At 72.8% G+C, this 22,838-nt stretch carries 22 protein-coding genes; 5 read left to right on the forward strand and 17 right to left on the reverse strand.

Going from position 1 to position 22,838, the window contains the following annotated elements:
- Nucleotides 1-637: 637 nt before the first annotated feature.
- The 3 genes from AKI01S_RS12260 to AKI01S_RS12270 all read right to left on the reverse strand — a co-directional run bounded on the left by AKI01S_RS12260 (nt 638) and on the right by AKI01S_RS12270 (nt 2,748).
- Complete coding sequence (locus tag AKI01S_RS12260; RefSeq protein ID WP_157419793.1) at nt 638-1,318, reverse strand: RDD family protein; 681 nt, start codon at nt 1,316-1,318, stop codon at nt 638-640.
- A 92-nt stretch (nt 1,319-1,410) separates the two neighbouring features.
- Nucleotides 1,411-2,232 (reverse strand): RDD family protein, encoded by an 822-nt coding sequence (locus tag AKI01S_RS12265; RefSeq protein ID WP_067815271.1) that lies wholly within the window; start codon nt 2,230-2,232, stop codon nt 1,411-1,413.
- A gap of 3 nt (nt 2,233-2,235) precedes the next feature.
- Nucleotides 2,236-2,748, reverse strand: coding sequence for an amino-acid N-acetyltransferase (locus tag AKI01S_RS12270; protein ID WP_174567377.1), 513 nt, complete (start codon nt 2,746-2,748; stop codon nt 2,236-2,238).
- 322 nt (nt 2,749-3,070) lie between these two features.
- On the opposite strand from AKI01S_RS12270, the gene AKI01S_RS12275 reads away from it, so the two are divergent.
- A complete protein-coding gene (locus AKI01S_RS12275; protein WP_245681591.1) occupies nt 3,071-4,060 on the forward strand; it encodes a C40 family peptidase in 990 nt (329 codons plus the stop codon).
- Nucleotides 4,061-4,314: 254 nt separating this feature from the next.
- Here AKI01S_RS12275 and AKI01S_RS12280 read toward each other — a convergent pair whose 3' ends face one another.
- Nucleotides 4,315-4,545, reverse strand: a complete 231-nt coding sequence (locus AKI01S_RS12280; protein ID WP_067815278.1) for a LuxR C-terminal-related transcriptional regulator — start codon at nt 4,543-4,545, stop codon at nt 4,315-4,317.
- A gap of 564 nt (nt 4,546-5,109) precedes the next feature.
- On the opposite strand from AKI01S_RS12280, the gene AKI01S_RS12285 reads away from it, so the two are divergent.
- The gene (locus AKI01S_RS12285; RefSeq protein WP_067815281.1) at nt 5,110-6,144 is read left to right on the forward strand and encodes a LacI family DNA-binding transcriptional regulator; all 1,035 of its coding nucleotides are present in this window, start codon (nt 5,110-5,112) and stop codon (nt 6,142-6,144) included.
- A 51-nt stretch (nt 6,145-6,195) separates the two neighbouring features.
- Here AKI01S_RS12285 and lysX read toward each other — a convergent pair whose 3' ends face one another.
- On the reverse strand, nt 6,196-7,686 hold the full coding sequence (gene lysX, locus AKI01S_RS12290; protein ID WP_083999415.1) for a bifunctional lysylphosphatidylglycerol synthetase/lysine--tRNA ligase LysX: 1,491 nt from the start codon (nt 7,684-7,686) through the stop codon (nt 6,196-6,198).
- Between the two features lie 25 nt (nt 7,687-7,711).
- On the opposite strand from lysX, the gene AKI01S_RS50425 reads away from it, so the two are divergent.
- Nucleotides 7,712-8,050 (forward strand): hypothetical protein, encoded by a 339-nt coding sequence (locus tag AKI01S_RS50425; protein WP_157419794.1) that lies wholly within the window; start codon nt 7,712-7,714, stop codon nt 8,048-8,050.
- Between the two features lie 215 nt (nt 8,051-8,265).
- Here AKI01S_RS50425 and AKI01S_RS12295 read toward each other — a convergent pair whose 3' ends face one another.
- The 6 genes from AKI01S_RS12295 to AKI01S_RS12320 all read right to left on the reverse strand — a co-directional run bounded on the left by AKI01S_RS12295 (nt 8,266) and on the right by AKI01S_RS12320 (nt 13,879).
- Nucleotides 8,266-9,048: a type III pantothenate kinase gene (locus AKI01S_RS12295; protein WP_067815288.1), complete on the reverse strand. Its 783-nt coding sequence runs from the start codon at nt 9,046-9,048 to the stop codon at nt 8,266-8,268.
- Nucleotides 9,049-9,062: 14 nt separating this feature from the next.
- Nucleotides 9,063-9,920 carry a carboxylating nicotinate-nucleotide diphosphorylase gene (gene nadC / locus AKI01S_RS12300; protein ID WP_067815291.1) on the reverse strand — a complete coding sequence of 286 codons (858 nt, stop codon included), beginning with the start codon at nt 9,918-9,920 and terminating at the stop codon, nt 9,063-9,065.
- The gene (locus AKI01S_RS12305) at nt 9,917-11,533 is read right to left on the reverse strand and encodes an L-aspartate oxidase (RefSeq protein ID WP_067815294.1); all 1,617 of its coding nucleotides are present in this window, start codon (nt 11,531-11,533) and stop codon (nt 9,917-9,919) included. The genes nadC and AKI01S_RS12305 overlap by 4 nt, the downstream gene beginning before the upstream one ends.
- Before the next feature lie 129 nt (nt 11,534-11,662).
- Entirely contained in the window at nt 11,663-12,079 is a 417-nt protein-coding gene (gene panD, locus AKI01S_RS12310) for an aspartate 1-decarboxylase (RefSeq protein WP_067815297.1), read from the reverse strand.
- The gene (gene panC / locus AKI01S_RS12315) at nt 12,076-12,939 is read right to left on the reverse strand and encodes a pantoate--beta-alanine ligase (protein WP_067815300.1); all 864 of its coding nucleotides are present in this window, start codon (nt 12,937-12,939) and stop codon (nt 12,076-12,078) included. The genes panD and panC overlap by 4 nt, the downstream gene beginning before the upstream one ends.
- A 25-nt stretch (nt 12,940-12,964) precedes the next feature.
- Nucleotides 12,965-13,879, reverse strand: coding sequence for a Rossmann-like and DUF2520 domain-containing protein (locus AKI01S_RS12320; protein ID WP_083999417.1), 915 nt, complete (start codon nt 13,877-13,879; stop codon nt 12,965-12,967).
- A gap of 271 nt (nt 13,880-14,150) precedes the next feature.
- Between AKI01S_RS12320 and AKI01S_RS12325 the strand changes: the two genes are divergently transcribed.
- Nucleotides 14,151-14,402, forward strand: a complete 252-nt coding sequence (locus AKI01S_RS12325) for a hypothetical protein (RefSeq protein WP_157419795.1) — start codon at nt 14,151-14,153, stop codon at nt 14,400-14,402.
- Nucleotides 14,403-14,499: 97 nt separating this feature from the next.
- On the opposite strand, the gene AKI01S_RS12330 is transcribed toward AKI01S_RS12325, so the two are convergent.
- The 5 genes from AKI01S_RS12330 to AKI01S_RS12350 form a co-directional block, all read right to left on the reverse strand.
- Nucleotides 14,500-17,013, reverse strand: coding sequence for an ABC transporter permease (locus AKI01S_RS12330; protein WP_067815306.1), 2,514 nt, complete (start codon nt 17,011-17,013; stop codon nt 14,500-14,502).
- A gap of 5 nt (nt 17,014-17,018) precedes the next feature.
- Nucleotides 17,019-17,819 (reverse strand): ABC transporter ATP-binding protein, encoded by an 801-nt coding sequence (locus AKI01S_RS12335; protein WP_083999419.1) that lies wholly within the window; start codon nt 17,817-17,819, stop codon nt 17,019-17,021.
- Nucleotides 17,820-18,164: 345 nt separating this feature from the next.
- Complete coding sequence (locus AKI01S_RS12340) at nt 18,165-18,407, reverse strand: chaplin (protein WP_067815309.1); 243 nt, start codon at nt 18,405-18,407, stop codon at nt 18,165-18,167.
- Nucleotides 18,408-18,571: 164 nt separating this feature from the next.
- Nucleotides 18,572-19,240: a response regulator gene (locus AKI01S_RS12345; protein ID WP_083999421.1), complete on the reverse strand. Its 669-nt coding sequence runs from the start codon at nt 19,238-19,240 to the stop codon at nt 18,572-18,574.
- The gene (locus tag AKI01S_RS12350; RefSeq protein ID WP_067815312.1) at nt 19,237-20,427 is read right to left on the reverse strand and encodes a sensor histidine kinase; all 1,191 of its coding nucleotides are present in this window, start codon (nt 20,425-20,427) and stop codon (nt 19,237-19,239) included. The genes AKI01S_RS12345 and AKI01S_RS12350 overlap by 4 nt, the downstream gene beginning before the upstream one ends.
- 99 nt (nt 20,428-20,526) lie before the next feature.
- Here AKI01S_RS12350 and AKI01S_RS12355 point away from each other — a divergent pair, with 99 nt between their 5' ends.
- Nucleotides 20,527-21,549 (forward strand): SAM-dependent methyltransferase, encoded by a 1,023-nt coding sequence (locus AKI01S_RS12355; RefSeq protein ID WP_369688716.1) that lies wholly within the window; start codon nt 20,527-20,529, stop codon nt 21,547-21,549.
- Here the strand turns inward: AKI01S_RS12355 and AKI01S_RS12360 are convergent.
- Complete coding sequence (locus AKI01S_RS12360; protein ID WP_067815316.1) at nt 21,546-22,754, reverse strand: cytochrome P450; 1,209 nt, start codon at nt 22,752-22,754, stop codon at nt 21,546-21,548. The genes AKI01S_RS12355 and AKI01S_RS12360 overlap by 4 nt on opposite strands.
- Nucleotides 22,755-22,838 lie beyond the last annotated feature (84 nt).

The raw sequence follows: 22,838 nt of genomic DNA on the forward strand, positions 1-22,838 counted from the left end.
CAGGGCGTTTTCGAGGGGTGACGCAGGTCACCGGGGCGCCGCCGACCAGGGGCGGGATCATGTATGGGGCCCGGGAAATGGGCCCTCGGGCCCCCTTAACGGGTGGGGCAACACCCACCACGACGCCAACGATTAACCCTGACGTAACGACACTAACCACCCTGTCGGGGCCGGTCGCGGCCGGGTGCGCCCCGGGCGCGGCCGACGCCGGAACGGCAACGGGTAACGGCGCGGGGCAGGTCACCGAAAATCCCTTGCCGCCCGTATCGAAGGCTGGCCGAAACCACGCCGCGCGCGACGGCGGGACGCTTGCGGCGTTGCCCACTCCTTTACAGGAGATAAGTCCAGATTGTCACATCTGGTGGACGGGGCGGGGAACATCTACAGGGCCGTATCCACAGGGCCACATCCGGGCGCGGTGTTCCGCGCACCGCCGCCGAACGCCGCTTGCCCGCCTTCTCGCCCGAGGGCCGCCGCTCATCGCTTCCGGCCGTCGCCCCAACGGTTTCCAAAGGCATCCGGTTCCCCGTTCGGAACCCGTTCGGAGTGCCTTCGGAACCCGTTCGGAGCGCCTTCGGGGCCCCTTCGCGGCGGGGCGGGACGGCGCATTCCGCCCGCCGATCGGTCTTCGCCGTGACTATTGCGGCGACCGCGCTTTGACAACGAGCGTTCCCGCCAGACGGTCATGAACGGCCTGACGAAGCCGGCCGTCGCCGGGCAGGCCGAAACCGCCGCGCCCCCACGAGCCCTCGAAGACGGCGGCGGCGTTCACCACCCAGAAGATTCCGGCCGCCACTCCCAGGAACGGCACCGGCCGCACCGTGATCGGCAGCGCGTAGACCGCGGCCCGCAGCACCGACCGCCCGACGCCGAGCCGGGACGGCGGCGTTCCGCCGCCCGCGTCGATGTCCATGCCGGTGCCCGTCCCGGTGCCCGCGGCGTCGCCCGGGCCGGTGGGCGGCGGCACACGAACGACCTCGACGCCCGCCACGCGCTTGCCGACCGTCCGGCCCCACAGCGCCAGTTGCACGGCCTCGTAGACCAGCAGGAGGCCCGCGACGGCCACCGGGGCGGCGACCTCCATCACGCGCCCCGGCAGCGTCTCGCGCATGACCATGACGACGGGCAGGCCGACGACCATCGTGTCGACGATCCGCGCGAGCAGGCGCTGCCCCGGCTCGGCGAGGACCCGTTCAGCGCCGTCCGCCGCGTCCTCCACGACGGCGTCCGCGACGGTCTCCGCCGCCCCCGGACCGACTGAGGGGCCCTCGTCCGGTTCCGGCTCGTCGCGGAGAGGGGTCCCGTGTGCGGCGGTCATCGCGTCCCTCCCAGGCGCGCCGGGTCGGTGTCACCTTCCGGGGGACGGCCCCCGGACCTGATCCCAGCATCCTCCCGCGCCGGAGGTCCGGATCAGAAGACCTGGGTCTGGTCCGAGTCGCCGTCGCCCTCGTGGTACTCGTCGGCCCCGACGCGCTCGTCGATCACCACGGTGCCCGCGAACCGGTCGTGCACGGCCTGGCGCAGCGGCTGGTCCCAGATCGCCCACAGATAGGCCATCAGCGCGCCGACGCCCGCCACCAGGCACCCGTAGGCCGCATACTCCCAGACCTTCACGGCCAGCACCAGGAAGAGGAACAGGCCGACCTGGTAGCCGACGTTGTTGATCGCGGCGCGGGTGACGGCCTGCGCGGTGGTCAGCGCCTCCCCGGCCGGGTCGCGCCGCACCACGCCGACGTGCATCAGCCGCTTGCCCAGCGTCCGGCCCCACATCGACAGCTGCACGGCCTCGTAGACGAACGGCAGCACCGCCAGCACCGCGAACAGCGTGAAGATGATCGGCCAGTTCCAGATGCCGCCCTCGGAGGCGGCCTTCTTGCCGGAGTCGCCCAGCCCGATCGCGCTCACGGTGATCGGCAGGATCAGCGCGAACCCGAACACCGTGACCAGCAGGTTGTCCAGCAGCCGGGCCGCGGCGCGGCGGCCGACCGACGCCAGCGGCAGGTCGGCGGCGTCCCCGGAGGAGTAGTCGCCGTACTGGTCGAACGAGCCCTGCTCGGTCTGGTCGTGCCACTGCTGGGGCTGCTGCTGCCACTGCTGGGTGGCGGGCGGCTGCTGCTGCCGGGGCGGCTGCCACTGGGATCCCTGGTAGTTGGGCGGCGGGCCGTATCCGCCCCCCGGGGCGGGGCCGCCCGGCGGCGGATACTGTCCGCCGCGGTGGGGGGAATCGCTCATCGGTCAGTCCTCCAGGCGAAGCAACATGCGGGTATTGCCCAACGTATTCGGCTTGACCCGGTCCAGGTCCAGGAACTCCGCCACGCCCTCGTCGTAGGAGCGCAGCAGTTCCTCGTAGACCTCCGGGGAGACGGGCGTCCCCAGGATCGGCTCGAAGCCGTGCCGGGCGAAGAAGTCCACCTCGAACGTGAGGCAGAACACCCGTTTGACGCCGAGTTCCCGGGCCGTCTCCAGAAGTCTCGTCACTATGAGATGACCGATCCCGCGGCCGTGTTCGCCCGGCGCGACGGCGACCGAGCGCACCTCCGCCAGGTCCTCCCACATCACGTGCAGCGCCCCGCAGCCGACGACCGTGTTCCCGCGCGGGTCCTCGGCGACCCAGAACTCCTGGACGTCCTCGTACAGCGTCACGGTGGTCTTGCGCAACAGGCGGCGGCCCGTTCCGGCGTACAGCCCGATGAGCTCGGCGATCCGCCGCACGTCGGCGGTCCGCGCCCGCCTGATCACCAGCTCCATGACCAGGCGACCCTACCGAACACCGACTCTTTACCGGTCATCGGCACGCCCTTACCCCTGGTACCGGACAGGTGACGCGGAGCGCGCGCCGGCGACCGCGCGGCGCTCCCCCGCACCGCGCGTCACCTGCGTTTTCTCCCGTTCTGGTTGGCAGCGGGTCCGCACTCCGTTAATGTCCTGCGCTGGTGTCCGCCCCGTCACCGATGACCCCCGGCGGACCAGGCGTTCCGTCGCCGTGCGACCATCCCGCACGCCGGCGGGCGGGACCGCGGGTCCCGCCCGTGCCGGCCGTCCCGGTGAACGGACCAGGAGAGGAGAACTCGTGGAGCCGTCGTGCCCTGACTCGTCTTCCTCGCGATCCGCCACGCGCCGCCGCGCCCTCGCCGTCGTCGTGGCGCTCTCCGCCGCGCTGGCCGTCCCCGTCGCCCCCCTCGCCCCCGCCCACGCCGACCCCGACGACACCAGGCAGCTCAGCGAGCAGGCCCACCAGCTCGCCGACCAGCTCGAACAGCTCACCGAGCAGTACAACGGGCTGAAGGTCCGCCTCCAGCAGACGCAGCGGGCCGCCAAGGTCGCCACCGACAGCGCCAAGCAGCAGGAGAAGACCCTCGCCGGTCTGCGGGAGAAGATCGGGCGGCTGGCCGCCGTCTCCTACATGCAGAGCGGACCGGACCCGACGCTGTCGTTCGTCGCCTCCCAGGACCCGCAGGCGATCCTCGACCAGTCCGCCACCCTCACCTACTTCGCCAAGCAGGACGGCACCCAGGTCGCCGAGCTGATGCAGGCGATGCAGTCGGCCGAACGCGCCCGCCGCACCGCCGACGAGCGCGCCAGGCAGGTCAGGGAGCTGCGCGGCCAGCTCGACCAGCAGCGCACCAAGGTCACCCGGCTGTACGAGCAGGTCCGCGGCAAGCTCGTGAAGAAGGACCCCAGCCAGCTCGCCAAGCTCCCGGTCGTCGGCACCGGCAAGGGCGCGCAGGCGCTCCGCCTGGCGATGACGAAGATCGGCCGCCCGTACGTGTGGGGCGCGGCCGGACCGGAGAGCTTCGACTGCTCGGGCCTGGTGATGTGGGCCTACGACAAGGTCGGGATCAACCTGCCGCACTACACCGGCAGCCAGTGGAACGCGGGCACGCACATCCCGCGCGACCAGTTGCAGCCGGGCGACCTGGTGTTCTTCTACTCCGACCTGCACCACGTCGGCATGTACGTGGGCGACGGCAAGATGCTGCACGCCCCGCAGACCGGCGACGTCGTCAAGATCGCCCCCATCGGGGGCCGCCCGTTCGCCGGAGCCGTGCGGGTGGCCTGAACGAACGCCGGACCCGCCACGCGAAGCGCGCGGTTCCCTTCCGGGCGGGGGGCGCTCCCTCTCCCCCTCCCGGACGCGCGCCGCGCGGGCGTGTCGGCGCGGGGGCGCGAGACCCCCGGGTGACGCGCCGTCCGCGGCGGCACCGCCTGCAGGGACCTACCTGTCAGTGTTTCGGTGCCGCCGCCGCGGGGACGGACGGAGTTCGTCGATCTCGTTCGTTCGTGGGGTCAGATGCTTCGTCGGGTCGGGCCGGATCAGATCAACTGGCGACGGGCCGCCCACACCACGGCCTCGATGGGGGTGTTGACCTCCAGCCGGTCGCAGATCGTGCGCAGCCGGCGCCGCAGGGTACGGGCGCTCAGCTCCAGCTTGCGCGCCGCCACGTCGGCGGTCACACCGCTGGCGATCTGGGCCAGCAGCCGGATCTCCTCCTCGCTCAGCCGCAGGTCCTCCGTGCCACGCCGCACAAGTGTGGCCTGTTCCACTCCGTCCTCCCTCGTCCGTGGTGATGACCGCGGGGATGCAGCCGTTCGCTGCACAGGTACGGGTGAGCGTCGCTGTGTACGCGTCGGGTTGCCGGGTCCGGAGCCTTCCGGACTTAGATCATCGCTTTCCTTCTCCGTCTCGCGCGCTTGGCCGGAGGTGGCCGATGAGCCGATTGCGGGGCGCCGTAGGGGAACTCCGGGTGACGATTCACTCGTTGGCCGACCGGACACCGCGCCCGCCGGCGCGGCCCCGTCCACTCCGGCGTGGACGGGCGTGCCGAGGAGGGGGGCGACTTGCCTGAACCGGGCCCAGATCTCCAGCCATCTCAGCCCGTCCCTCCCCGCCGGTCTCACCGGTTCACGGTCGGGCTCCGCCGTTCCGACCGTGAACGAAGATCGTGAATCGTTTCAAGCTACGCTTCGGCTCGGAACGCTAGGCGGCCGGATCCGGCCCGTCAAGCGTCGATTGAGTGCTTTGTGTGGTCGCATGGACACACACTGTGACCGCCCTGCGGGGGTTCGCGGCGGGTGACTCTACAACCTGCGAAAACACACCCGGGCCCGATGAGGAGTGACTTGCCACAAAGCAGTATTCGCGAAGTCGCGAGGCGTGCCGGGGTCTCAGTTGGGACCGTTTCGAATGTCCTAAACCGGCCAGACCTCGTGGCCGAAGCGACCCGTGAACGCGTTCGGGCGGCGATCGAGGAACTGGGGTTCGTGCGCAACGAGTCCGCTCGGCGGTTGCGCAAGGGCGCCGACTCCACCGCGTCCGCCGCCGATCCGCCGCGCGCGCGTGCGTTCGGCATCGTGGTGGAGGATCTGTCCAACCCGTACGCCAGCGATGTGGCGCGCGGCGTCGAGGAGACCCTGAACGCCGCGGGCTACGAGGCGTTCTGGCTCACCACCGACCACTCCCCGGAGAAGGAGCGGCGCGTCCTGGAGCTGCTGGAGGCGCAGCGCGCCACCGGGGTCGTGGCGATCCCGGTGTGCCTGGGGTCGGCCGGGATCGGCCGGCTGCGGACGGCGGGCATGTCGGTGGTGCTGCTGGACCGCGCCGGGCGGGACGTGTGCTCGGCGCAGGTGGACCATGTGGCGGGCGGCGACATCGCGGCCGCGCACCTGCTGAACGCCGGCCGCGAGAACCTGGTGTTCGTGACGGGCAGGCCCGTGCCGCGGCCGTGCGAGGAGCGCCGGGACGGCGCGGCCCGGACGCTGGCGAAGGCCGGGGGCGGCGACCTGGTGACGCTGGTCCAGGAGGCCCTGTCCCCGACGGAGGGGCGGGCCGCCGCGCGGCGGCTGCTGGAGATGGACCCGGTGCCCGACGGCGTGTTCTGCGCCAACGACCTGCTCGCGATCGGGCTGGTCAACGAGCTGGTGCGGCTGGGCGTGCGGGTTCCGGGCGACATCGCCGTGGTCGGGTACGACGACATCGAGCTGGCGACCAGCGCGGCCGTCCCGCTGACGACGATCCGCCAGCCCCGCCGGCAGCTGGGGATGGAGGCCGCCGAGCTGGCCCTGGCGGAGACCGCCGAGGGCGAGCGCCACCAGCACCGCCAGATCGTCCTGGTCCCGGAGCTGGTCGTCCGGGAGTCGGCCTGAGCGGACGCCCCGCCCCGTCGTGATCGGGGGCGGGGCGGTCCAGTGGCGCGCCTATTCGGGCTTCACCAGCGGGAACAGGATCGTCTCGCGGATGTTCCGGCCGGTGAACGCCATGATCATCCGGTCGATGCCCGCGCCCATGCCGCCGGTGGGCGGCATCGCGTACTCCAGGGCCCGCAGGAAGTCCTCGTCGAGCTGCATCGCCTCGGGGTCGCCGCCGGCGGCCAGCAGGGACTGCTCGGTGAGGCGGCGGCGCTGCTCGATCGGGTCGATCAGCTCCGAGTAGGCGGTGCCCAGCTCGGTGCCGAAGCCGATCAGGTCCCACTTCTCGGTCAGCAGCGGCTCCTCGCGGTGCTGGCGGGTCAGCGGGGAGGTCTCCAGCGGGTAGTCCATCACGAACGTCGGCTGGACCAGCGTGTGCTCGACCAGCTCCTCGAAGATCTCCTGGACCAGCTTGCCCTGGCCCCACTTGGGGTCCCACTGGACGCCGCGGGCGTCGGCCAGCTTGCGGACCTGATCGATCGGGGTGTGCGGGGTGATCTCCTCGCCCAGCGCCTCCGAGACCGAGCCGTACAGCGTGATCCGCGGCCACTCGGCCAGCCCGAGGTCGATCTCCTGGCCGTCGTGGACCACGACGGTCGTGTCCAGGGCCGCCACGACGGCCTTCTGGTACATCCGCTGGGTCAGGTCGGCCATGTCGTTGTAGTCGAGGTAGGTGCCGTACGCCTCGAGCATCGTGAACTCGGGGTTGTGCGTGGAGTCGGCGCCCTCGTTCCGGAAGTTCCGGTTGATCTCGAAGACCTTGTCGATGCCGCCCACGACGAGCCGCTTGAGGTACAGCTCGATCGCGATCCTCAGGTAGAGGTCCATGTCGTAGGCGTTGATGTGGGTCTGGAACGGCCGGGCCGCCGCGCCGCCGTGGATCGGCTGGAGCATCGGCGTCTCGACCTCGAGGTAGCCCTCCTCGTGCCAGAAGTCGCGGACCGCGCGCACGGTGGCGCTGCGGACGCGCGCCATCCTGCGGGCCTCGTCGTTGACGATCAGGTCCACGTAGCGGAGGCGGACGCGGGCCTCGGGGTCGGTGAGCCCGGCGTGCTTCTCCGGCAGCGGACGCAGGCACTTGGCGGTGATCGCGAACCGGTCCGCCATGATCGACAGTTCGCCGCGGCGGGAGGTGATCACCTCGCCCTCGACGCCGATGTGGTCGCCGAGGTCGATCTCGCGCTTCCAGAACTCCAGCTGCTCCTCGCCGACCTTGGCCAGCGAGAGCATGACCTGGATGTCGCCGGAGCCGTCGCGGATCGTGGCGAAGCACAGCTTGCCGGTGTTGCGGACGAGCATGACGCGACCGGCGACGCCGACCCGGTCGCCCGTCTCGGTGCCCGGCTCCAGGTCGGGGTGTTTCTCCCGGACCTCGGCGATGGTCGCGGTGCGGGGGAAGTTCACCGGGTAGGGGTCGATGCCGCTCTCGCGGAGCCGGTCGAGCTTCTCCCGGCGCACGCGCATCTGCTCCGGGAGATCATCGTAGGTCTCGTCACTCACGTCCCCAGGCTATCGATCCCCGACGATGCCCCGCGAACGACTTCACGGGTCCGGCAGCGGCGGGTCGGGCACCAGCGTCGGGCCGAGGTCGCGCGCCGACGCCGCAGCGAGGGCCCGGAGCACCGCCACCTCGGTCCGGACGTCGGCGGCGCGGGTCGCCAGGACGCCGCGGTCGCGCGGCGCGTCGGGGCCCCGGTTGACGGTGCTGGCGGTGTCGGCGACGTTCGCGCTGCTGCCCGCCGTGCTCCGCGTCCACCACCTGCCGTTGGCCTATGCCGGGGCGCTGTGCGCGGTGACGCTGGGGGCCGGGATCGCGGTCCGGCGGGCCGCGCGGGCCTGGCGCTGGCGGCCGCCGGGTGCGTGACGGCCCTGCTGTCCCTCACCGCCGTCATCCGCAGGACCGGAGAGCCCCTCCTCGGACCGGGCCGCCCAGCCCCGCACGCGAGCGCGTCCGGAGGCTGAGGCAGGGGGCAAAAGCCGAAGGCGAGGTCCCCTGCGGAAGATCGCGAAGCGATGCAGCGCTCGTCTGCTTTTCGGCCGGTTCCCGAGCCCCGGCGAGGGGTTCGGGCCGAAAGGCCGTTAAGCCGTGTTCCGCTGGTAGATGAGGCGGAGGCCTACGAGGGTGAGCCAGGGCTCGTACTCGTCGATGCTGCGGGCCTCGTCCAGCACCAGCGGGGCCAGGCCGCCGGTGGCGATCACCTTGACCTCGTCGGGGTCCTCCGCCAGCTCCTCGGACATGCGTTCGACGATGCCGTCCACCTGGCCCGCGAACCCGAAGATGATGCCGGACTGCAGCGCCTCGACGGTGTTCTTGGCGATCACGCTGCGGGGGCGCTGCAACTCGATCTTGTGGAGCTGGGCGCCGCGCACCGACAGGGCGTCGATGGAGATCTCGATGCCGGGGGCGATGGCGCCGCCGACGTACTCGCCCTTGGCCGAGACCGCGTCGAACGTGGTGGCGGTGCCGAAGTCCACCACGATCGCCGGGCCGCCGTACAGGTGGATGGCGGCCAGCGCGTTGACGATGCGGTCGGCGCCGACCTCCTTGGGGTTGTCCATGCGCACCGGCACGCCGGTCTTGACGCCCGGCTCCACGATCACGGCGGGGACGTCGCCGTAGTAGCGGCGGCACATCTCGCGCATCTCGTGGAGCACCGACGGGACGGTGGAGCACAGGCCGATGCCGCTGATGTCGGTGTCGGCCAGCAGCGGGCTCTGCTGGACGAGTCCCTGCAGGACCACCGCGATCTCGTCGGCGGTCCGCCGCGGATCGGTGTTGATCCTCCAGTGCTCGATCACCTCCTCGCCCTCGAACAGGCCGAGGACGGTGTGGGTGTTACCGACGTCGATGGTGAGCAGCATCAGGTCCCCGCTGGTCAGGAGAAGTCAAGGCCGATGTCGAACACGCGCGCCGAGTGGGTCAGCGCACCTACTGCAAGGTAGTCCACACCGGTCACGGCCACATCTCGGGCCCGCTCCAAAGTCAGCCCGCCGCTGGCCTCCAGCTCGGCCCGGCCCGCCGTGATCCTGACCGCCTCGGTCATGTCCGCCACGCTCATGTTGTCCAGCAGGATCGAGGTGACGCCGACGTTCAGCGCCTCCTCGACCTGCGCCAACGTGTCGCACTCCACCTGGACGCGCAGCTTCGGGTAGGCGGCGCGGATCGCCTCGTAGGCCTTGGTGAGCGACCCGGCCGCCGCGATGTGGTTGTCCTTGACCAGCGCGGCGTCGGACAGGCTCATCCGGTGGTTGACGCCGCCGCCGCACCGCACCGCGTACTTCTGCAGCGCGCGCAGGCCCGGCAGCGTCTTGCGGCTGTCGCGGACGCGCGCCCTCGTGCCCTCCATCGCGTCCTGCCAGCGGCGGGTGGCGGTGGCGATGCCGGACAGGTGGGTGAGGAGGTTCAGCGCGGTGCGCTCGGCGCGCAGGATCGCGCGGGTGGGCCCGGACACGCTGATGATCACGTCGCCGGCGGCGACGCGGTCCCCGTCGCCGACCCTGGCCTCGTAGGCGACGCCCAGTTCCTCGAACACGACGGCGGCGACGGGCACGCCCGCCACGACGCCGTCCTCGCGGGCGGCGAAATCCCCGCGCGCGGTCTCCTCGGGCCCGAAGATGGGCTCGCTGGTCACGTCGGTGTCGCCGTCCTCGGCGAGCGCGGTCCGCACGAGGTTCTCCACAGCCTGTGGATCGAGTCCGGCGGCGCGGAGCCGGTCGGCCAGTTCGGGGGTCATCGGTCCTCCAGGGGTGCGTAGGCGGTGGCCAGTCCGGCGTCCGTCAGGCGGGTGGTCAGATGGCCGCGCCAGGCGGCGTCGTCGCGTTCGGGGTGGTCCTCGCGCCAGTGGCTGCCGCGGGTCTCGGTCCGCCGCCGGGCCGCCGCGACGATGGCGGCGGCGACGGTGAGCAGGTTGGCGGTCTCCCAGGCCGGGACGCCCGGCTCGCCGCCGCCGGGGAGCGCGGCGAGGGCGCGTTCGGCGGCGGCCAGGCCGTCCGCGTCGCGCAGCACGCCCGCGTGCGCCGACATGACGCGCTGGATGTCCGCGCGGGCCTCCGGGGACGGCAGCGGCCCGGGAACGTCGCCGAGCGCGGGACCGCCGGGGCGGTCCGGGATCTCGGCCGCGACGGCGGCGGCGATGCGCTCGGCGAAGACCAGGCCCTCCAGCAGGGAGTTGGAGGCGAGCCGGTTCGCGCCGTGCACGCCCGTGCAGGCCACCTCCCCGCACGCGTACAGGCCGGGCACCGTGGTGCGCCCGTGCAGGTCGGTCCGCACGCCCCCGCTGGCGTAGTGGGCGGCCGGGACCACCGGGACCAGGTCGGTCACCGGGTCGATCCCGTGGTGGCGGCAGGCGGCCAGGATGGTCGGGAAGCGGCGCTCCCACATCGCCGCGCCGAAGTGCCGCCCGTCCAGGTACACGCAGTCGGCGCCGGTCTCCCGCATCCGTGCCATGATCCCCTTGGCGACGATGTCGCGCGGCGCGAGCTCGGCCAGCTCGTGGCGGCCGACCATGAAGCGGGTCCCGTCGCCGTCCACCAGGAACGCGCCCTCGCCCCGCACCGCCTCGGAGACCAGCGGCTGCCGCCCCCGCGCGTCCGGTCCGAGCCACAGCACCGTGGGATGGAACTGCACGAACTCCAGGTCGCGCACCTCCGCCCCGGCGCGCAGCGCCAGCGCCACGCCGTCGCCGGTGGACACCTCGGGGTTGGTGGTGGCCGAGAAGACCTGGCCGAGCCCGCCGGTGGCGAGCACGACGGCGCGGGCCCGGACGGCGCCGACGCCGTTCGGCTGCCCCTCGCCCATGACGTGCAGGGTGACCCCGGCGGCCCGGCCGTCCGGGTCGGTGAGCAGGTCCAGCACCAGCGCGTGCTCGATGACCTGGACGTCGGTCTGCTTGAGCGCCGCCACCAGCGCCCGGCTGATCTCCGCCCCGGTGGCGTCGCCGCCCGCGTGCGCGATGCGCCGCCGGTGGTGCCCGCCCTCGCGGGTCAGCGCGATCTCGCCGTCCTCCTCGTCGAACCGCGTCCCGAGCGCGATCAGCCGCCGCACCGCGTCCGGCCCCTCGGTGACCAGGGTCCGCACGGCGGCGGTGTCGCACAGGCCCACGCCCGCGACGAGGGTGTCGTCGAGATGCTCGGCGGGCGAGTCCGCGGGGTCGAGCGCGGCGGCGATCCCGCCCTGCGCCCACCGCGTGGACCCGGCGTCCAGCAGCGCCTTGGTGACGAGCAGCACCCGCCCGTGCTCCCGGCAGCGCAACGCCGCCACGAGCCCGGCGATGCCGGACCCCACCACCACGATGTCGGTCTCGACGTCCCAGCCGGGCGCGGGGGCCGCCAACCGTCGAGGGATCATGGACCCTCCTCAGGGGGTTGTTTTCGTCATTCTGACATTAACCCCGGGATGCTCCGGTCACCGCCCCACCGGATAGGACAAGGGCCGCACATCGCACGGGATGCGCGGCCCGGTGGACGAGCGGGGATGTCAGGTGTAGGCCGCGTCCCCGCGCGGGTTCTTCGTGCCGGGGACCGGCTCGGCGGGGTCCTCCCCCAGCTTGATGATCCTGTTGTCGCGGTCGACGTGGACGACCGCGGGGACGAACGCGCGGGCCTCGGCGTCCGAGAGCTGGGCGTAGCTGATGATGATCACCAGGTCGCCCGGGGAGACCAGCCGGGCCGCCGCGCCGTTGATGCCGATCACGCCGGTGCCGCGCGGGCCCTCGATGACGTAGGTCTCCAGGCGGGCGCCGTTGTCGATGTCCACCACGTGGACCTGCTCGCCGGGCAGCAGGTCGGCGGCCTCCATCAGGTCCGCGTCGATCGTCAGGGACCCCACGTAGTGCAGGTCGGCCTGGGTGACCGTGGCGCGGTGGATCTTGCTCTTGAACATCGTCCGCATCATGAGGACTCCTTGCCGAACAGCAGGGGGGTGTTGTCGATCAGATGGGTGGCGCCCACGCGGGCCGCCACCGCCAGCACCGCCGGACCGGCGTGCTCGTCGGTGACGTCCAGGAACGTCGCCGGGTCCACCAGGACCAGGTAGTCCAGCTCCAGCGGCGGCGTCGCCCCGGCGGCCTCGTCCAGCACCGCGCGGGCCGCCGCCAGCGCCGCCGCGGGTCCCTTCACGGCGGCCTCCGTCCCGGCCTGCAACGACCGCGACAGCGCCAGGGCCGTCCGCCGTTCGGCGTCCGACAGGTAGCGGTTGCGGCTGGACAGGGCCAGACCGTCGATCTCCCGGACCGTGGGAGCCCCGACGATCTCGACGGGCACGTTCAGGTCGGCGACCATCCGGCGGATCATGGCCAGCTGCTGGGCGTCCTTCTCGCCGAAGACGGCCAGGTCGGGACCGACCAGATGGAACAACTTCAGGACGACGGTGAGCATTCCGTCGAAGTGGCCGGGCCGGGTGACGCCCTCGACACGTTCGCCCATCGGACCCGACTTCACCGTGACCTGCGGCTCGTCGGGGTACATCACCTCGCGGGTCGGGGCGAACACCACATCGACGCCCTCGGCCGCGCACGCCTCGACGTCGGCGGCGAACGTGCGGGGGTAGCGGTCGAAGTCCTCGTGCGGCCCGAACTGCAGGGGGTTCACGAAGATGCTGACCGCGACGGTGTCGGCGAGCTGCCGCGCCCGGCGGATCAGGGAGCGGTGCCCCTCGTGCAGCGCGCCCATGGTCGGGACCAGCGCCAGGGTGCCGGTGGCGCCGGAGCGGACGGCGGCCAGTTCCTCGCGGGTCTTGGCGATGACGGGCGTCATGGAGACCTCCTCGTTCGACGCTGCTTCAGTCCGCCAGCACCTCGAGGAGCCGTTCGGCGTCCTCGGGCCTGAGCAGTCCGGCTCCCAGCGCGCGGTCGGCGGTGAGCCGCGCCATCGCCACGTAGGCGCGGCGGCCCTCCGGGGACACGCGGGCCAGTTCGGAGACGTGCCCGGCGACGGTTCCGGCGTCGCCGCGCGCGACCGGCCCGGTCAGGCCGTCCAGGCCGAGGCGCAGCGCGTTGTCGAGCGCGGCCCCCAGCAGCGGGCCGAGCATCCGGCCCGGCTCGGCCACACCGGCGGCGCGCAGCAGGTCCATCGCCTCGACGACCAGCGTGACCAGGTGGTTCGCGCCCCCGGCCAGCGCCGCGTGGTACAGCGTGCGGCGGTCCTCGGCGATCCAGGAGGGCTCGCCGCCCATCTCCATGACCAGGGCCTCGGCGACGGGCCGCAGCGGCTCCGGCGAGGTCACCCCGTAGGAGATCCCGTGCAGCCGGCTCACGTCGTCGGGCCGCCCGGTGAACGTCATCACGGGGTGGACCGCCAGCGGCAGCGCCCCCGCGCGGGTCATCGGGTCCAGCACCCCGGTCCCGTACCGGCCGCTGGTGTGCAGGACCAGCCGGCCGGTGACCGGGACGCCGGTGGCGACCAGGCCCGAGGCCAGCTCGGGCAGGACGTCGTCGGGGACGGTCAGCAGCACCAGGTCGGCGGCGGCCACGACCTCCTGCGGGGTGACCACCGCCGCGCCCGGCAGCCGTTCCTCGGCGCGGGCGCGCGAGCGCTCCGACACGGCGGAGACCGCGACGACGCGGTGCCCGGCGCGCGACAGCGCCTCGCCGAGCGCGGTGCCGACCCGCCCGGCGCCGACGACGCCGACCGCGAGGCGCGCGGGACGGTCCTGCGGGCGCGCGGGGTCGGACGCGGGCATGGCGCGTTGCTCCATGGTTCTCGTTCCAGTCCTCAAGTCGGGTACCGGACGTGCGCGACCAAGCGTACCGTCGCTCCGGATGACGTCCGACACCCAGGCACCATCACATCTGAGTGACCATACGACTACCTGGCGTCACCGAACATTCAGGTAACGGGACACACTTGCTCCGTCACCGAGAGTGAAACCTTGTCTTCGATCTTCACCCGAGAGTAACTCTGTGGTGTGGCGGCCGTCACGCAAGGTGAAGACAGGGCGCTCCGCCCCCGACGAGATGGAGCAGACCATGATCAAGACCGCTCTCACGACCGCAGCAGTCACCGCGACCCTGGCCGGCGGCGTGTTCATGGCCGGACCCGCGGCGGCGGACACCCGCAACCACGGCCAGGCCGTCGGCAACAACGTCAGCGTCACGATCGTCGGGGGCTACGGGGTCACCTGCGGCTCGGCGTCGGTCGCCGGGCAGGCCGGCACCGCCTGCAACGGCAACGGCGTCTACAACGACGACAACGCCAGTCTCACCGGCGGCCACGGCTGACCCGTCCCGCCCGGCGGACGGCCGCGCCCCACCGCTCCTCCCGTACGAGCGGCGGGGCGCGGCCCCTCCCGGTCCGGCCCGGGCGGTCCGGTCGCCGTCAGTCGTGCGCCAGCGACTCCACGATGGACGTCCTCGCGGCGCGGCGCGCGGGCAGCACCGCCGCCAGCATCCCGGCGAGGGCGGCCAGCACGATGAAGCCCGCGATCTGCCCGAACGGCAGGGCGAACACCGAGTTCTCCGACATCGCCTGCACGGCGGCCCAGCCGAACACCACCCCCAGCACCACCCCGGTGACCGCGCCGATCACGGCCATGACCAGGGCCTCCACCGACAGCATGCGGCGCAGCTGGCGCCTGGTGAGGCCGAGGGCGCGCAGCAGCGCCGACTCGCGGGTGCGTTCCACCACCGACAGGGTGAGGGTGTTGGCGATGCCGAACAGGGCGATCACGATGGCCAGCCCGAGCAGCCCACCGAAGATCATCAGCAGCATGTCCACGGACTTGGTGATCTGCTCGCGGATCTCGGCGGCCGACGCCGCCCTGGCGGTCGGGAACGGCCGGATCGCCTCGTCCACGGCCTTGCGCGCCGACACGGCGGGCACCCCGTCGCGGGCCTTGACGTAGACGGTGGAGGCGCCGCGGACGGCGTAGCCCCGGTCGAAGTCGGCCTCGGTCAGCAGGAACCCGACGATCGGGGCGTCGTCGGCCTTGAACACGCCCGCCACCGTCACCGGCAGGGCGCCCCGCGCGGTCTGGAGCCGGACGGTGGAGCCGGCGCGCAGGCCCATCGCCTTGGCGGTCACGCCGTCGACGACGGCCGCGCCCGGCTTCAGCCCGGCGGCCGAGCCGCTCGTGAAGTCCGGCTTGATCAGCGTGCCGAACGCCGTGCCGGTCAGCGTGGCGACCGTCGTCTCCTGCCCGCCGGCCCGGGTCTCCTTCTCCCGCTGCTCGATGACGGCGGTGAACTCGGGACGCTGCCGCAGCGCCTGCGTGAGGGCGGGCGGCAGGTGCCGGTCCTTCTCCTGGGCGTTGAACTGCGTCTGGATCTGGAAGTCCACCGGGAACTGCTTGGCCAGCTGCTGCGTCGAGCTCTCCTTGCCGCTGGCGGCCACGACCGCGAACAGGCTCATCAGGCCGACGCCGATGGTCAGCGCGATGGTGGTGGTGGCGGTGCGGCGCGGCGCGCGCTGGGCGTTGGCGACGGCGAGCCGCGCCGGAACGCCGCCGATCCGCGCCGGGAGCGCGCCGACCGTCCGGCCGAGGGGCCGCACCAGCGCGGGCATCACGACGATCACGCTGAGGAAGAACACCGCGCCGGACGCCGCGACCAGGTACATCGCGACCTGGCCCTTGTCCATGCCGATCGCGCCGTACGTGCCGACCGCGAGCCCCACGCCGCCCAGCACGACGGTGAGGAGGGTCCGCACCCAGCCGAGCCGGAACCGGCCGTCGCCGGGCTCCAGGTCGGTGCGCAGCGCCGCGATCGGCGCGACGCGGGTGGCGGCGCGGGCGGGCAGCAGCGCCGACACCACGGTCACCACGACGCCGACCACCAGGCCGACGACGATCGTGCGGGGCGCGAGCGTGACCCCGTCGAGCGGGAGGTCCATGCCGGCGGCGTTGATCCCGGCGAGCGCGCCCCAGCCGAGGCCCATGCCGACGAGCAGGCCGAGCAGCGAGCCGACCAGCCCGACCGCGGCGGCCTCCACCAGCACGCCGCCGAACACCTGGCGGCGGGTCGCGCCGACGCAGCGCAGCAGCGCCATCTCGCGCATCCGCTGGGCGATGAGGATCGAGAAGGTGTTGTAGATGACCAGCGCGGACACCAGCATCGCGACGAAGCCGAAGATCAGCAGACCGGTCTTGATGATCTTGGTGTCGGCGCCGTTCGCCTTGGCGAGCCGGGCGCCCAGCTCCTCGCCGGTCATGACCTCGCGGTCCCCCGGGCCGAGCGCGTCGCGGACCGCCGCGACGGTGCCGCCCGCCACGTCGATCTCGGCGAAGGTCCTGGCGCCGGTCATCTTCAGCGCGGTCGCCGGGTCGTAGCCGACGGCCCCGCGGTACCCGGCCTCCTGGTCGATGCCGAAGTCGACGATGCCGACGACGGTGAACCGGTGCGGCCGGTTCTTCGCGTTCAGCACCGTCACCGTGTCGCCGGTCCTGAACCCCTCCCGCTTGGCGAGGTCCTTCTCCAGGACGACCTCGCCGGGGCCGGACGGGGTGCGGCCGTTCTCCATCTCGTAGCGGAACAGCCTGCCGGTCGGCACGGACATGCCGACGGTCGGCATGTCGCCGACGGCCTTGCCGTCCCTGTCCAGCAGCGCGGTGTCGCCGACCACCCTGCCCTGCGCCTCGGTGACGCCGGGCACGGAGCGGACCTTGGCGAGCAGGCCGACCGGCAGCCCCTTGTCGGGGTCGTCCCGGGTCTTGGGCACCACCGCGACGTCCACCCGGTCGGCGGACTTGGCGAACGTCTTGGCGACGCCCCGGTCCATGGTGTCGGTGAGCACGAACGTGCCCGCGATGAACCCCACGCCCAGCGTGATCGCCAGGCCGGTCAGCAGCAACCGCAGCTTGTGGGCCCGCAGGCCCGCCAGCGTGGTCTTCAGCATGGCGGCTAGGCCCCCAGGCTCTTCAGCCGGTCCAGCACGGTGTCGGGGGTCGGCCGGTGCAGTTCGGTGACGATCTCCCCGTCGCGCAGGAACACCACGCGGTCGGAGTAGGACGCGGCGACCGGGTCGTGGGTGACCATGACGATCGTCTGGCCCATCTCGCGGACCGAGGAGCGCAGGAAGCCCAGCACCTCCGCGCCGGAGCGGGAGTCGAGGTTGCCGGTCGGCTCGTCCGCGAAGATCACCTCGGGCTGGGCGACCAGGGCGCGGGCGCAGGCGACGCGCTGCTGCTGGCCGCCCGACAGCTCGTTCGGCCGGTGCCCCAGCCGGTCGCGCAGGCCGACGACGTCGATGACCTGGTCGAACCACTGCTGGTGCGGCGGGCGCCCGGCCAGCTCCAGCGGCAGCAGGATGTTCTGCTCGGCGGTCAGGGTGGGCAGCAGGTTGAACGCCTGGAAGATGAACCCGACCCGGTCGCGGCGCAGCAGCGTGAGCTGCTTGTCGTTCATCGCCGTGACCTCGGCGTCGCCGATCATGACGCGGCCGCCGGAGACGGTGTCCAGGCCCGCCAGGCAGTGCATGAGGGTGGACTTGCCGGAGCCGGACGGCCCCATGATCGCGGTGAACGCGCCCGTGGCGAAGGCGACGTCCACCCCGCGCAGCGCGTGTACGGCAGCGTCGCCCGCCCCGTACACCTTGGACACCTCGAACGCCTCGACGGCCGGGGGCGCCGCGGTGCGAGGGCCCGCAGGGTGACTGCCCGCGGCGGGGTTCCCGCCGTGCGGGCTGGCGAACGTGCTGGTCACGACGACTCCTTCGTGGAACTACGACAACGCAGACCACGTTAGGAATCACGAGGGCCGCCGCCATCGACCGTGCGGCCACGATCGGCGTCAGCACAACAGGCGGCTCGACCCGCCCGTGTACGACCTGAGTCGTACGCGCCCGTCCCACCCGGTGGTGATCCCCGGAACGCGGAAAGCGCCGGGGCCCGGGTGGCGGGGCCGCCGACGCTCTCGCGTTCGTTCGCGGTGGGCGTGCGGGGGGCACGCCCGGTGACCGGTCAGACGGGCCTGGTCAGGGCCATGGCGTGGCGGACCCGCGGGGTCCACCGGGGACGCCTTCGATCGGCGCCGGTGCCGGTCGGCGTGTCAGTCGTGCCAGTAGTTCTTGACCGACGCGCCGCCCTTGCAGCCCGCGCCGGCGATGCCGAGCACGGCGACGGCGTTGCCGCAGACGTTGATCGGAACGGAGATCGGGGCGACGACCTGGTTGCCGGAGAGCACCCCGTGGGAGCCGTCGGTCTCGATGTCGGCGCTGGCGGGCGCGGCGGCCAGCACCGAACCAGCGACGGCGAAGGCGAGTACACCGGTGGCGGCGAGCTTCTTGAGCACGTGGATCCTCCCGTACTGGGGCCCCGGCGGGGCCCTGCTGACATGCCGACGCCGTCCCCGAGGGACGACGCTTACGTACGGTAGTTACCCAGATACTCACTGGTAATGGAATGCCGAGATCAAGGGCGAGCCCAAGAAGAAGCCGGAGAGTAATCTCTTCGTGACTATCCGCGTCCGTTCTGCCCGCTCTTGACCAGACCCGTCTCGTACGCGAAGACGACGGCCTGGACGCGGTCGCGGAGGTTCAGCTTCATGAGGATGCGGCCCATGTGGGTCTTGACGGTGGCCTCGGAGACGTAGAGGCACTCGGCGATCTCGGCGTTGGACAGGCCGCGGGCCACCTGGAGCAGCACCTCGCGCTCGCGTTCGGTCAGCGTCTCCAGCGCCCCCGGCGCGGCGCGCTCCTCGTCCGGCAGGTGCAGCGCGAACCGGTCCAGCAGCCGCTTGGTGGTGCTCGGCGCCACCACCGCGTCGCCGGAGTGCACCGCGCGGATCGCCTCGATCAGCTGGGCCGGGCCCGCGTCCTTGAGCAGGAACCCGCCCGCGCCCGCCTTGATCGCCGCGAACGCGTACTCGTCCAGGTCGAACGTGGTCAGGATGATCACCTTCGGCCCGCCGGCCGCCACGATGCGCCGGGTCGCCTCGATCCCGTCCATGCGCGGCATCCGCACGTCCATCAGCACGACGTCGGCGGTGGTGGAGCGCAGCAGCTCCACCGCCGCCGCGCCGTCCCCCGCCTCGCCGACGACCTCGATGTCGGGCTGGGCGTCCAGGACCATGGTGAACCCGGCCCGGACCAGCTCCTGGTCGTCGACCAGCACCACTCGAATCACGTTCGTGCCTCCTCGCGCACCGGAATCCGGGCGATCACCTCGAAGCCGCCGCCCGGCAGGGGCGCGGCGCGCACCCGCCCCCCGTAGACGGCGACGCGCTCGCGCATGCCCACCAGACCGTGGCCCCGGCCGTCGTCGAGGGCCGCCGCGCCCCGGCCGTCGTCGCTGACCCGCACCTCGATCGCGTCCGGCGCGTAGCGGACCGTCACCCTGGCGGCCGCGCGCGGGCCGCCGTGCTTGAGGGTATTGGTCAGCGCCTCCTGCACGACCCGGAAGATCGTCAACTGGCGGCCCTCGGAGAGCTCGATCGGCGTGCCGTCCACCGTCAGCGTCACCGGCAGCCCCGAGCCGTGCATCTGGTCGACCAGCTCGGTGAGCTGCTCCACGCCCGGCTGCGGGGCGTAGCCGTCGCCGGTCTCGTGGGCGTTCTCGCGCAGCACGCCGACCAGCCGCCGCATCTCCGCCAGCGCGGTCCGCCCGGTCTCCGAGATCGTCTCCAGGGCCTTGCGGGCCCGGTCGGGGTCGGTCTCCAGGGCGAACGCCGCCCCGTCCGCCTGCACGACGATCACGCTGACGTTGTGGGCGACGACGTCGTGGAGCTCGCGGGCGATGCGGGCGCGCTCGGCGGCGCGGGCGACCTGGAGCTCGTTGCCGCGCTCGCGTTCCAGGCGCTCGGCGCGCTCCTCCAGCGAACGCAGGTAGGCGCGGCGGGTCCGCATGTGCAGGCCGAGCAGCCACACGCCCACGCCGACCACGCTCAGAAGCGTCAGGCTCAAGCGGAAATCGCGGGACGAGACCGCCAGTTGCGTAGCCTCCATCACCCCGCCGAGCAGCGTCACCAGCAGAGCGCCCAGACCCCAGCGGAACGAGCAGTAGGCGGTGACCGCGTACAGGCCGTAGAGCACCGCCACATCGCCCACCACCAGGGGGATCCGCACAAGCCACTGCACGAGGCACACCAGCGCGATGACGGCGAACATCGCGCGGGGCCACCTGCGCCTCCCCACCAGCGGGAGCAGCAGCCCCGCGTGCAGGCCCCAGTAGGCGAGGAAGTCGCTGCCGGGGAGCGTGGAGATCTCCCCGTCCCCTCCCTGGGAGAGCGCCGCCAGCAGGAGCAACGGCGCGGCGAAGAAGGCGTCCACCAGGAGACGCCGGTGCCGCCACCACTCCCACAACCTGCCGAGCATGTGAGTCAGCTTACGTTCGCGCTGGTCAGCCGTTATCGGTCCCAAGGCTGATGTCGCTGCGACCCAAGGCGGAGCCCGCCGGGGGGTAACGTCGGGATCGTGGCTGCGTCGATCCCCACCGAGTGGAACACCTGGCGGAACGCGATGGAGCGGGCGTTGTACGGGGACGGGGGTTTCTACCGGCGCGGGGAGCGTCCCGCCGAGCACTTCCGCACCTCGGTGCACGCCTCGCCCCGGTTCGCGGCGGCGCTGGCCCGGCTGCTGGCCGAGGTGGACGCGCTGCTCGGCCGTCCGGACCGGCTGGACCTGGTGGACGTGGGCGCGGGCTGCGGGAGCGTGCTGACGCACGTCCTGGAGTCGGCCGCGCCGGACCTGGCGGCCCGGCTGAACCCGGTCGCCGTGGAGGTCGCGCCGCGTCCGGGCGGCATGCCCCCGGCGGTGGCCTGGCGGACGGACCCACCGGAGTCGATCACGGGGCTGGTGGTCGCCAACGAGTGGCTGGACAACGTCCCGCTGGACGTCGTGGAGCAGACCCCCGACGGGCCGCGCGTCGTGCTGGTGGACCCGGCGACCGGCGTCGAACGCCCCGGCCCCGCGCCCTCCCCCGAGGACCTGGAGTGGCTGGAGCGGTGGTGGCCTCTGCGCGAGCCGGGCGACCGCGCCGAGGTCGGCCGCCCTCGCTGCGCCGCCTGGGCGTCGGTGGTCGGGCGCCTGGACCGGGGCCTGGCCGTGGCGATCGACTACTCCCACACGCGCGCCGCCCGGCCCGTGTACGGGACGCTGACCGGATACCGGGACGGCGCGACCGTTCCGGCCGTCCCGGACGGGTCGTGCGACGTCACCGCGCACGTGGCGCTGGACGCCTGCGCGACCGCCGGGGAACGCGCCGGGGCGACGGCGTCCCTGCTGACCACGCAGCGGGAGGCGCTGCACGCGCTCGGCGTGTCCGGCGCGCGGCCCCCGATCGACCTCGCCCACCGCGACCCGCGCGCCTACCTGACGGCGCTGTGCACGGCGGGCGAGGCGGCCGAGCTGACGGACCCGCACGGCCTGGGCGGCTTCGGCTGGCTGGCGCAGGCCGTCGGGATGCCGCTGCCCCCCGCCCTGAAGGGCCTGTCCTAGACCCGCACGTGCAGGGCCTCCAGGCCGCGCAGCACATAGCCGGGCTTCCACCTCGGCTCCTCGACGAGCGCGAGCGCCGGGGCGGCCCGCAGGATCGCGCCGTAGGACTCGGTCAGCTCGACGCGGGCCAGCGGCGCGCCCAGGCAGTAGTGGATGCCCAGGCCGAACGTGATGTGCGGGTTCGGGTCGCGGGACAGGTCGAGCCGGTCGGGGTCGGCGAAGACCGACGGGTCGCGGTTGGCGGCGGCGAAGTGCAGCGCAACCTCCGCGCCGCGCGGGATGGTGACGCCCGCGACCTCGACGTCCTCCAGCACCCAGCGCTCGAACATCGGCGCGGGGGTGTCGTAGCGCATCAGCTCCTCGGCGGCGGTGGGCACCAGGGAGTGGTCGGCGCGCAGCCGCTCCAGCTCGCCGGGGTTGCGGAACAGGGACCACCAGCCGTTGCCGGTGGCGTTGACGGTCGCCTCGTGCCCGGCGTTGAGCAGCAGCACGCAGGTGCCGATCAGCTCGTCCTCGGTCAGCCGGTCGCCCTCGTCCACGACCTGCGCCAGCGCGCTGATCAGGTCGTCGGTCGGGTGCGCCCGCCGCTCCCGCGCCAGCACCCGCAGGTAGTCGGAGAACTCGACGGCCGCGCGCGCCGCCGTGCGCTGGGCCTCCTCCGACGGGTTGAGCTCGAACATGCCGCAGATGTCGGCCGACCAGGGCCGCAGCAGATGCCGGTCCTCGCGCGGCACGCCGAGCATCTCGGCGATCACGTTGACCGGCAGCGGCTCGGCGACCTCGGCCAGCAGGTCCCCGCCGCCCTTGGCGACCAGCGCGCCGACCAGCTCCTCGGCCAGCGACCGCACCATCGGCCGCAGTCCCTCGACCCGCCGCGCGGTGAACGCCTTCGACACCAGCCGCCGCAGCCGGGTGTGCGTGGGCGGCTCGACGTCCAGCATCCCCGACCGGATCAGGTCCCAGAACGGGCGCAGGAACTCCGGCTCGGCGACCCGCCCGAACTCCTCGTGCGTGGCGACGTGCAGGTAGGACCGGCCCAGCCGCCGGTCGCGCAGCAGCGCGTCCACGTCGGCGTGGCGGGTGACGACCCACTGGCCCGTCGGCTCGTCGAAGAACACCGGCCGCTCGTCCCGCAGCCGCGCCAGCGCCGGATACGGGTCGGCGACGAACTCCGGAGACCAGGGGTCATAGGACAGAAAGCTCATACCCGGGACAATACGCGCCGCCCCGGCACGCACCGCCCGAGCGAGCACCACCCCGACACGCGCAGGTCAGCCCACTTGGGGGAC

Source organism: Actinomadura kijaniata NBRC 14229 (assembly GCF_001552175.1).
In the GTDB taxonomy this organism is placed as follows: Bacteria; Actinomycetota; Actinomycetes; order Streptosporangiales; family Streptosporangiaceae; genus Spirillospora; species Spirillospora kijaniata.

Coding starts and splice junctions, on each gene's coding strand:
- AKI01S_RS12260 (WP_157419793.1), bottom strand. CDS start 1,318: ATGACCGCCGCACACGGGACCCCTCTCCGCGACGAGCCGGAACCGGAC.
- AKI01S_RS12330 (WP_067815306.1), bottom strand. CDS start 17,013: ATGCTGAAGACCACGCTGGCGGGCCTGCGGGCCCACAAGCTGCGGTTG.
- AKI01S_RS12285 (WP_067815281.1), top strand. CDS start 5,110: ATGAGGAGTGACTTGCCACAAAGCAGTATTCGCGAAGTCGCGAGGCGT.
- AKI01S_RS12360 (WP_067815316.1), bottom strand. CDS start 22,754: ATGAGCTTTCTGTCCTATGACCCCTGGTCTCCGGAGTTCGTCGCCGAC.
- AKI01S_RS12325 (WP_157419795.1), top strand. CDS start 14,151: ATGATCAAGACCGCTCTCACGACCGCAGCAGTCACCGCGACCCTGGCC.
- nadC (WP_067815291.1), bottom strand. CDS start 9,920: ATGACCCCCGAACTGGCCGACCGGCTCCGCGCCGCCGGACTCGATCCA.
- AKI01S_RS12350 (WP_067815312.1), bottom strand. CDS start 20,427: ATGCTCGGCAGGTTGTGGGAGTGGTGGCGGCACCGGCGTCTCCTGGTG.
- panC (WP_067815300.1), bottom strand. CDS start 12,939: ATGACGCCCGTCATCGCCAAGACCCGCGAGGAACTGGCCGCCGTCCGC.
- AKI01S_RS50425 (WP_157419794.1), top strand. CDS start 7,712: ATGCCCCGCGAACGACTTCACGGGTCCGGCAGCGGCGGGTCGGGCACC.
- AKI01S_RS12265 (WP_067815271.1), bottom strand. CDS start 2,232: ATGAGCGATTCCCCCCACCGCGGCGGACAGTATCCGCCGCCGGGCGGC.
- panD (WP_067815297.1), bottom strand. CDS start 12,079: ATGATGCGGACGATGTTCAAGAGCAAGATCCACCGCGCCACGGTCACC.
- AKI01S_RS12320 (WP_083999417.1), bottom strand. CDS start 13,879: ATGGAGCAACGCGCCATGCCCGCGTCCGACCCCGCGCGCCCGCAGGAC.
- AKI01S_RS12305 (WP_067815294.1), bottom strand. CDS start 11,533: ATGATCCCTCGACGGTTGGCGGCCCCCGCGCCCGGCTGGGACGTCGAG.
- AKI01S_RS12295 (WP_067815288.1), bottom strand. CDS start 9,048: ATGCTGCTCACCATCGACGTCGGTAACACCCACACCGTCCTCGGCCTG.
- AKI01S_RS12270 (WP_174567377.1), bottom strand. CDS start 2,748: ATGGAGCTGGTGATCAGGCGGGCGCGGACCGCCGACGTGCGGCGGATC.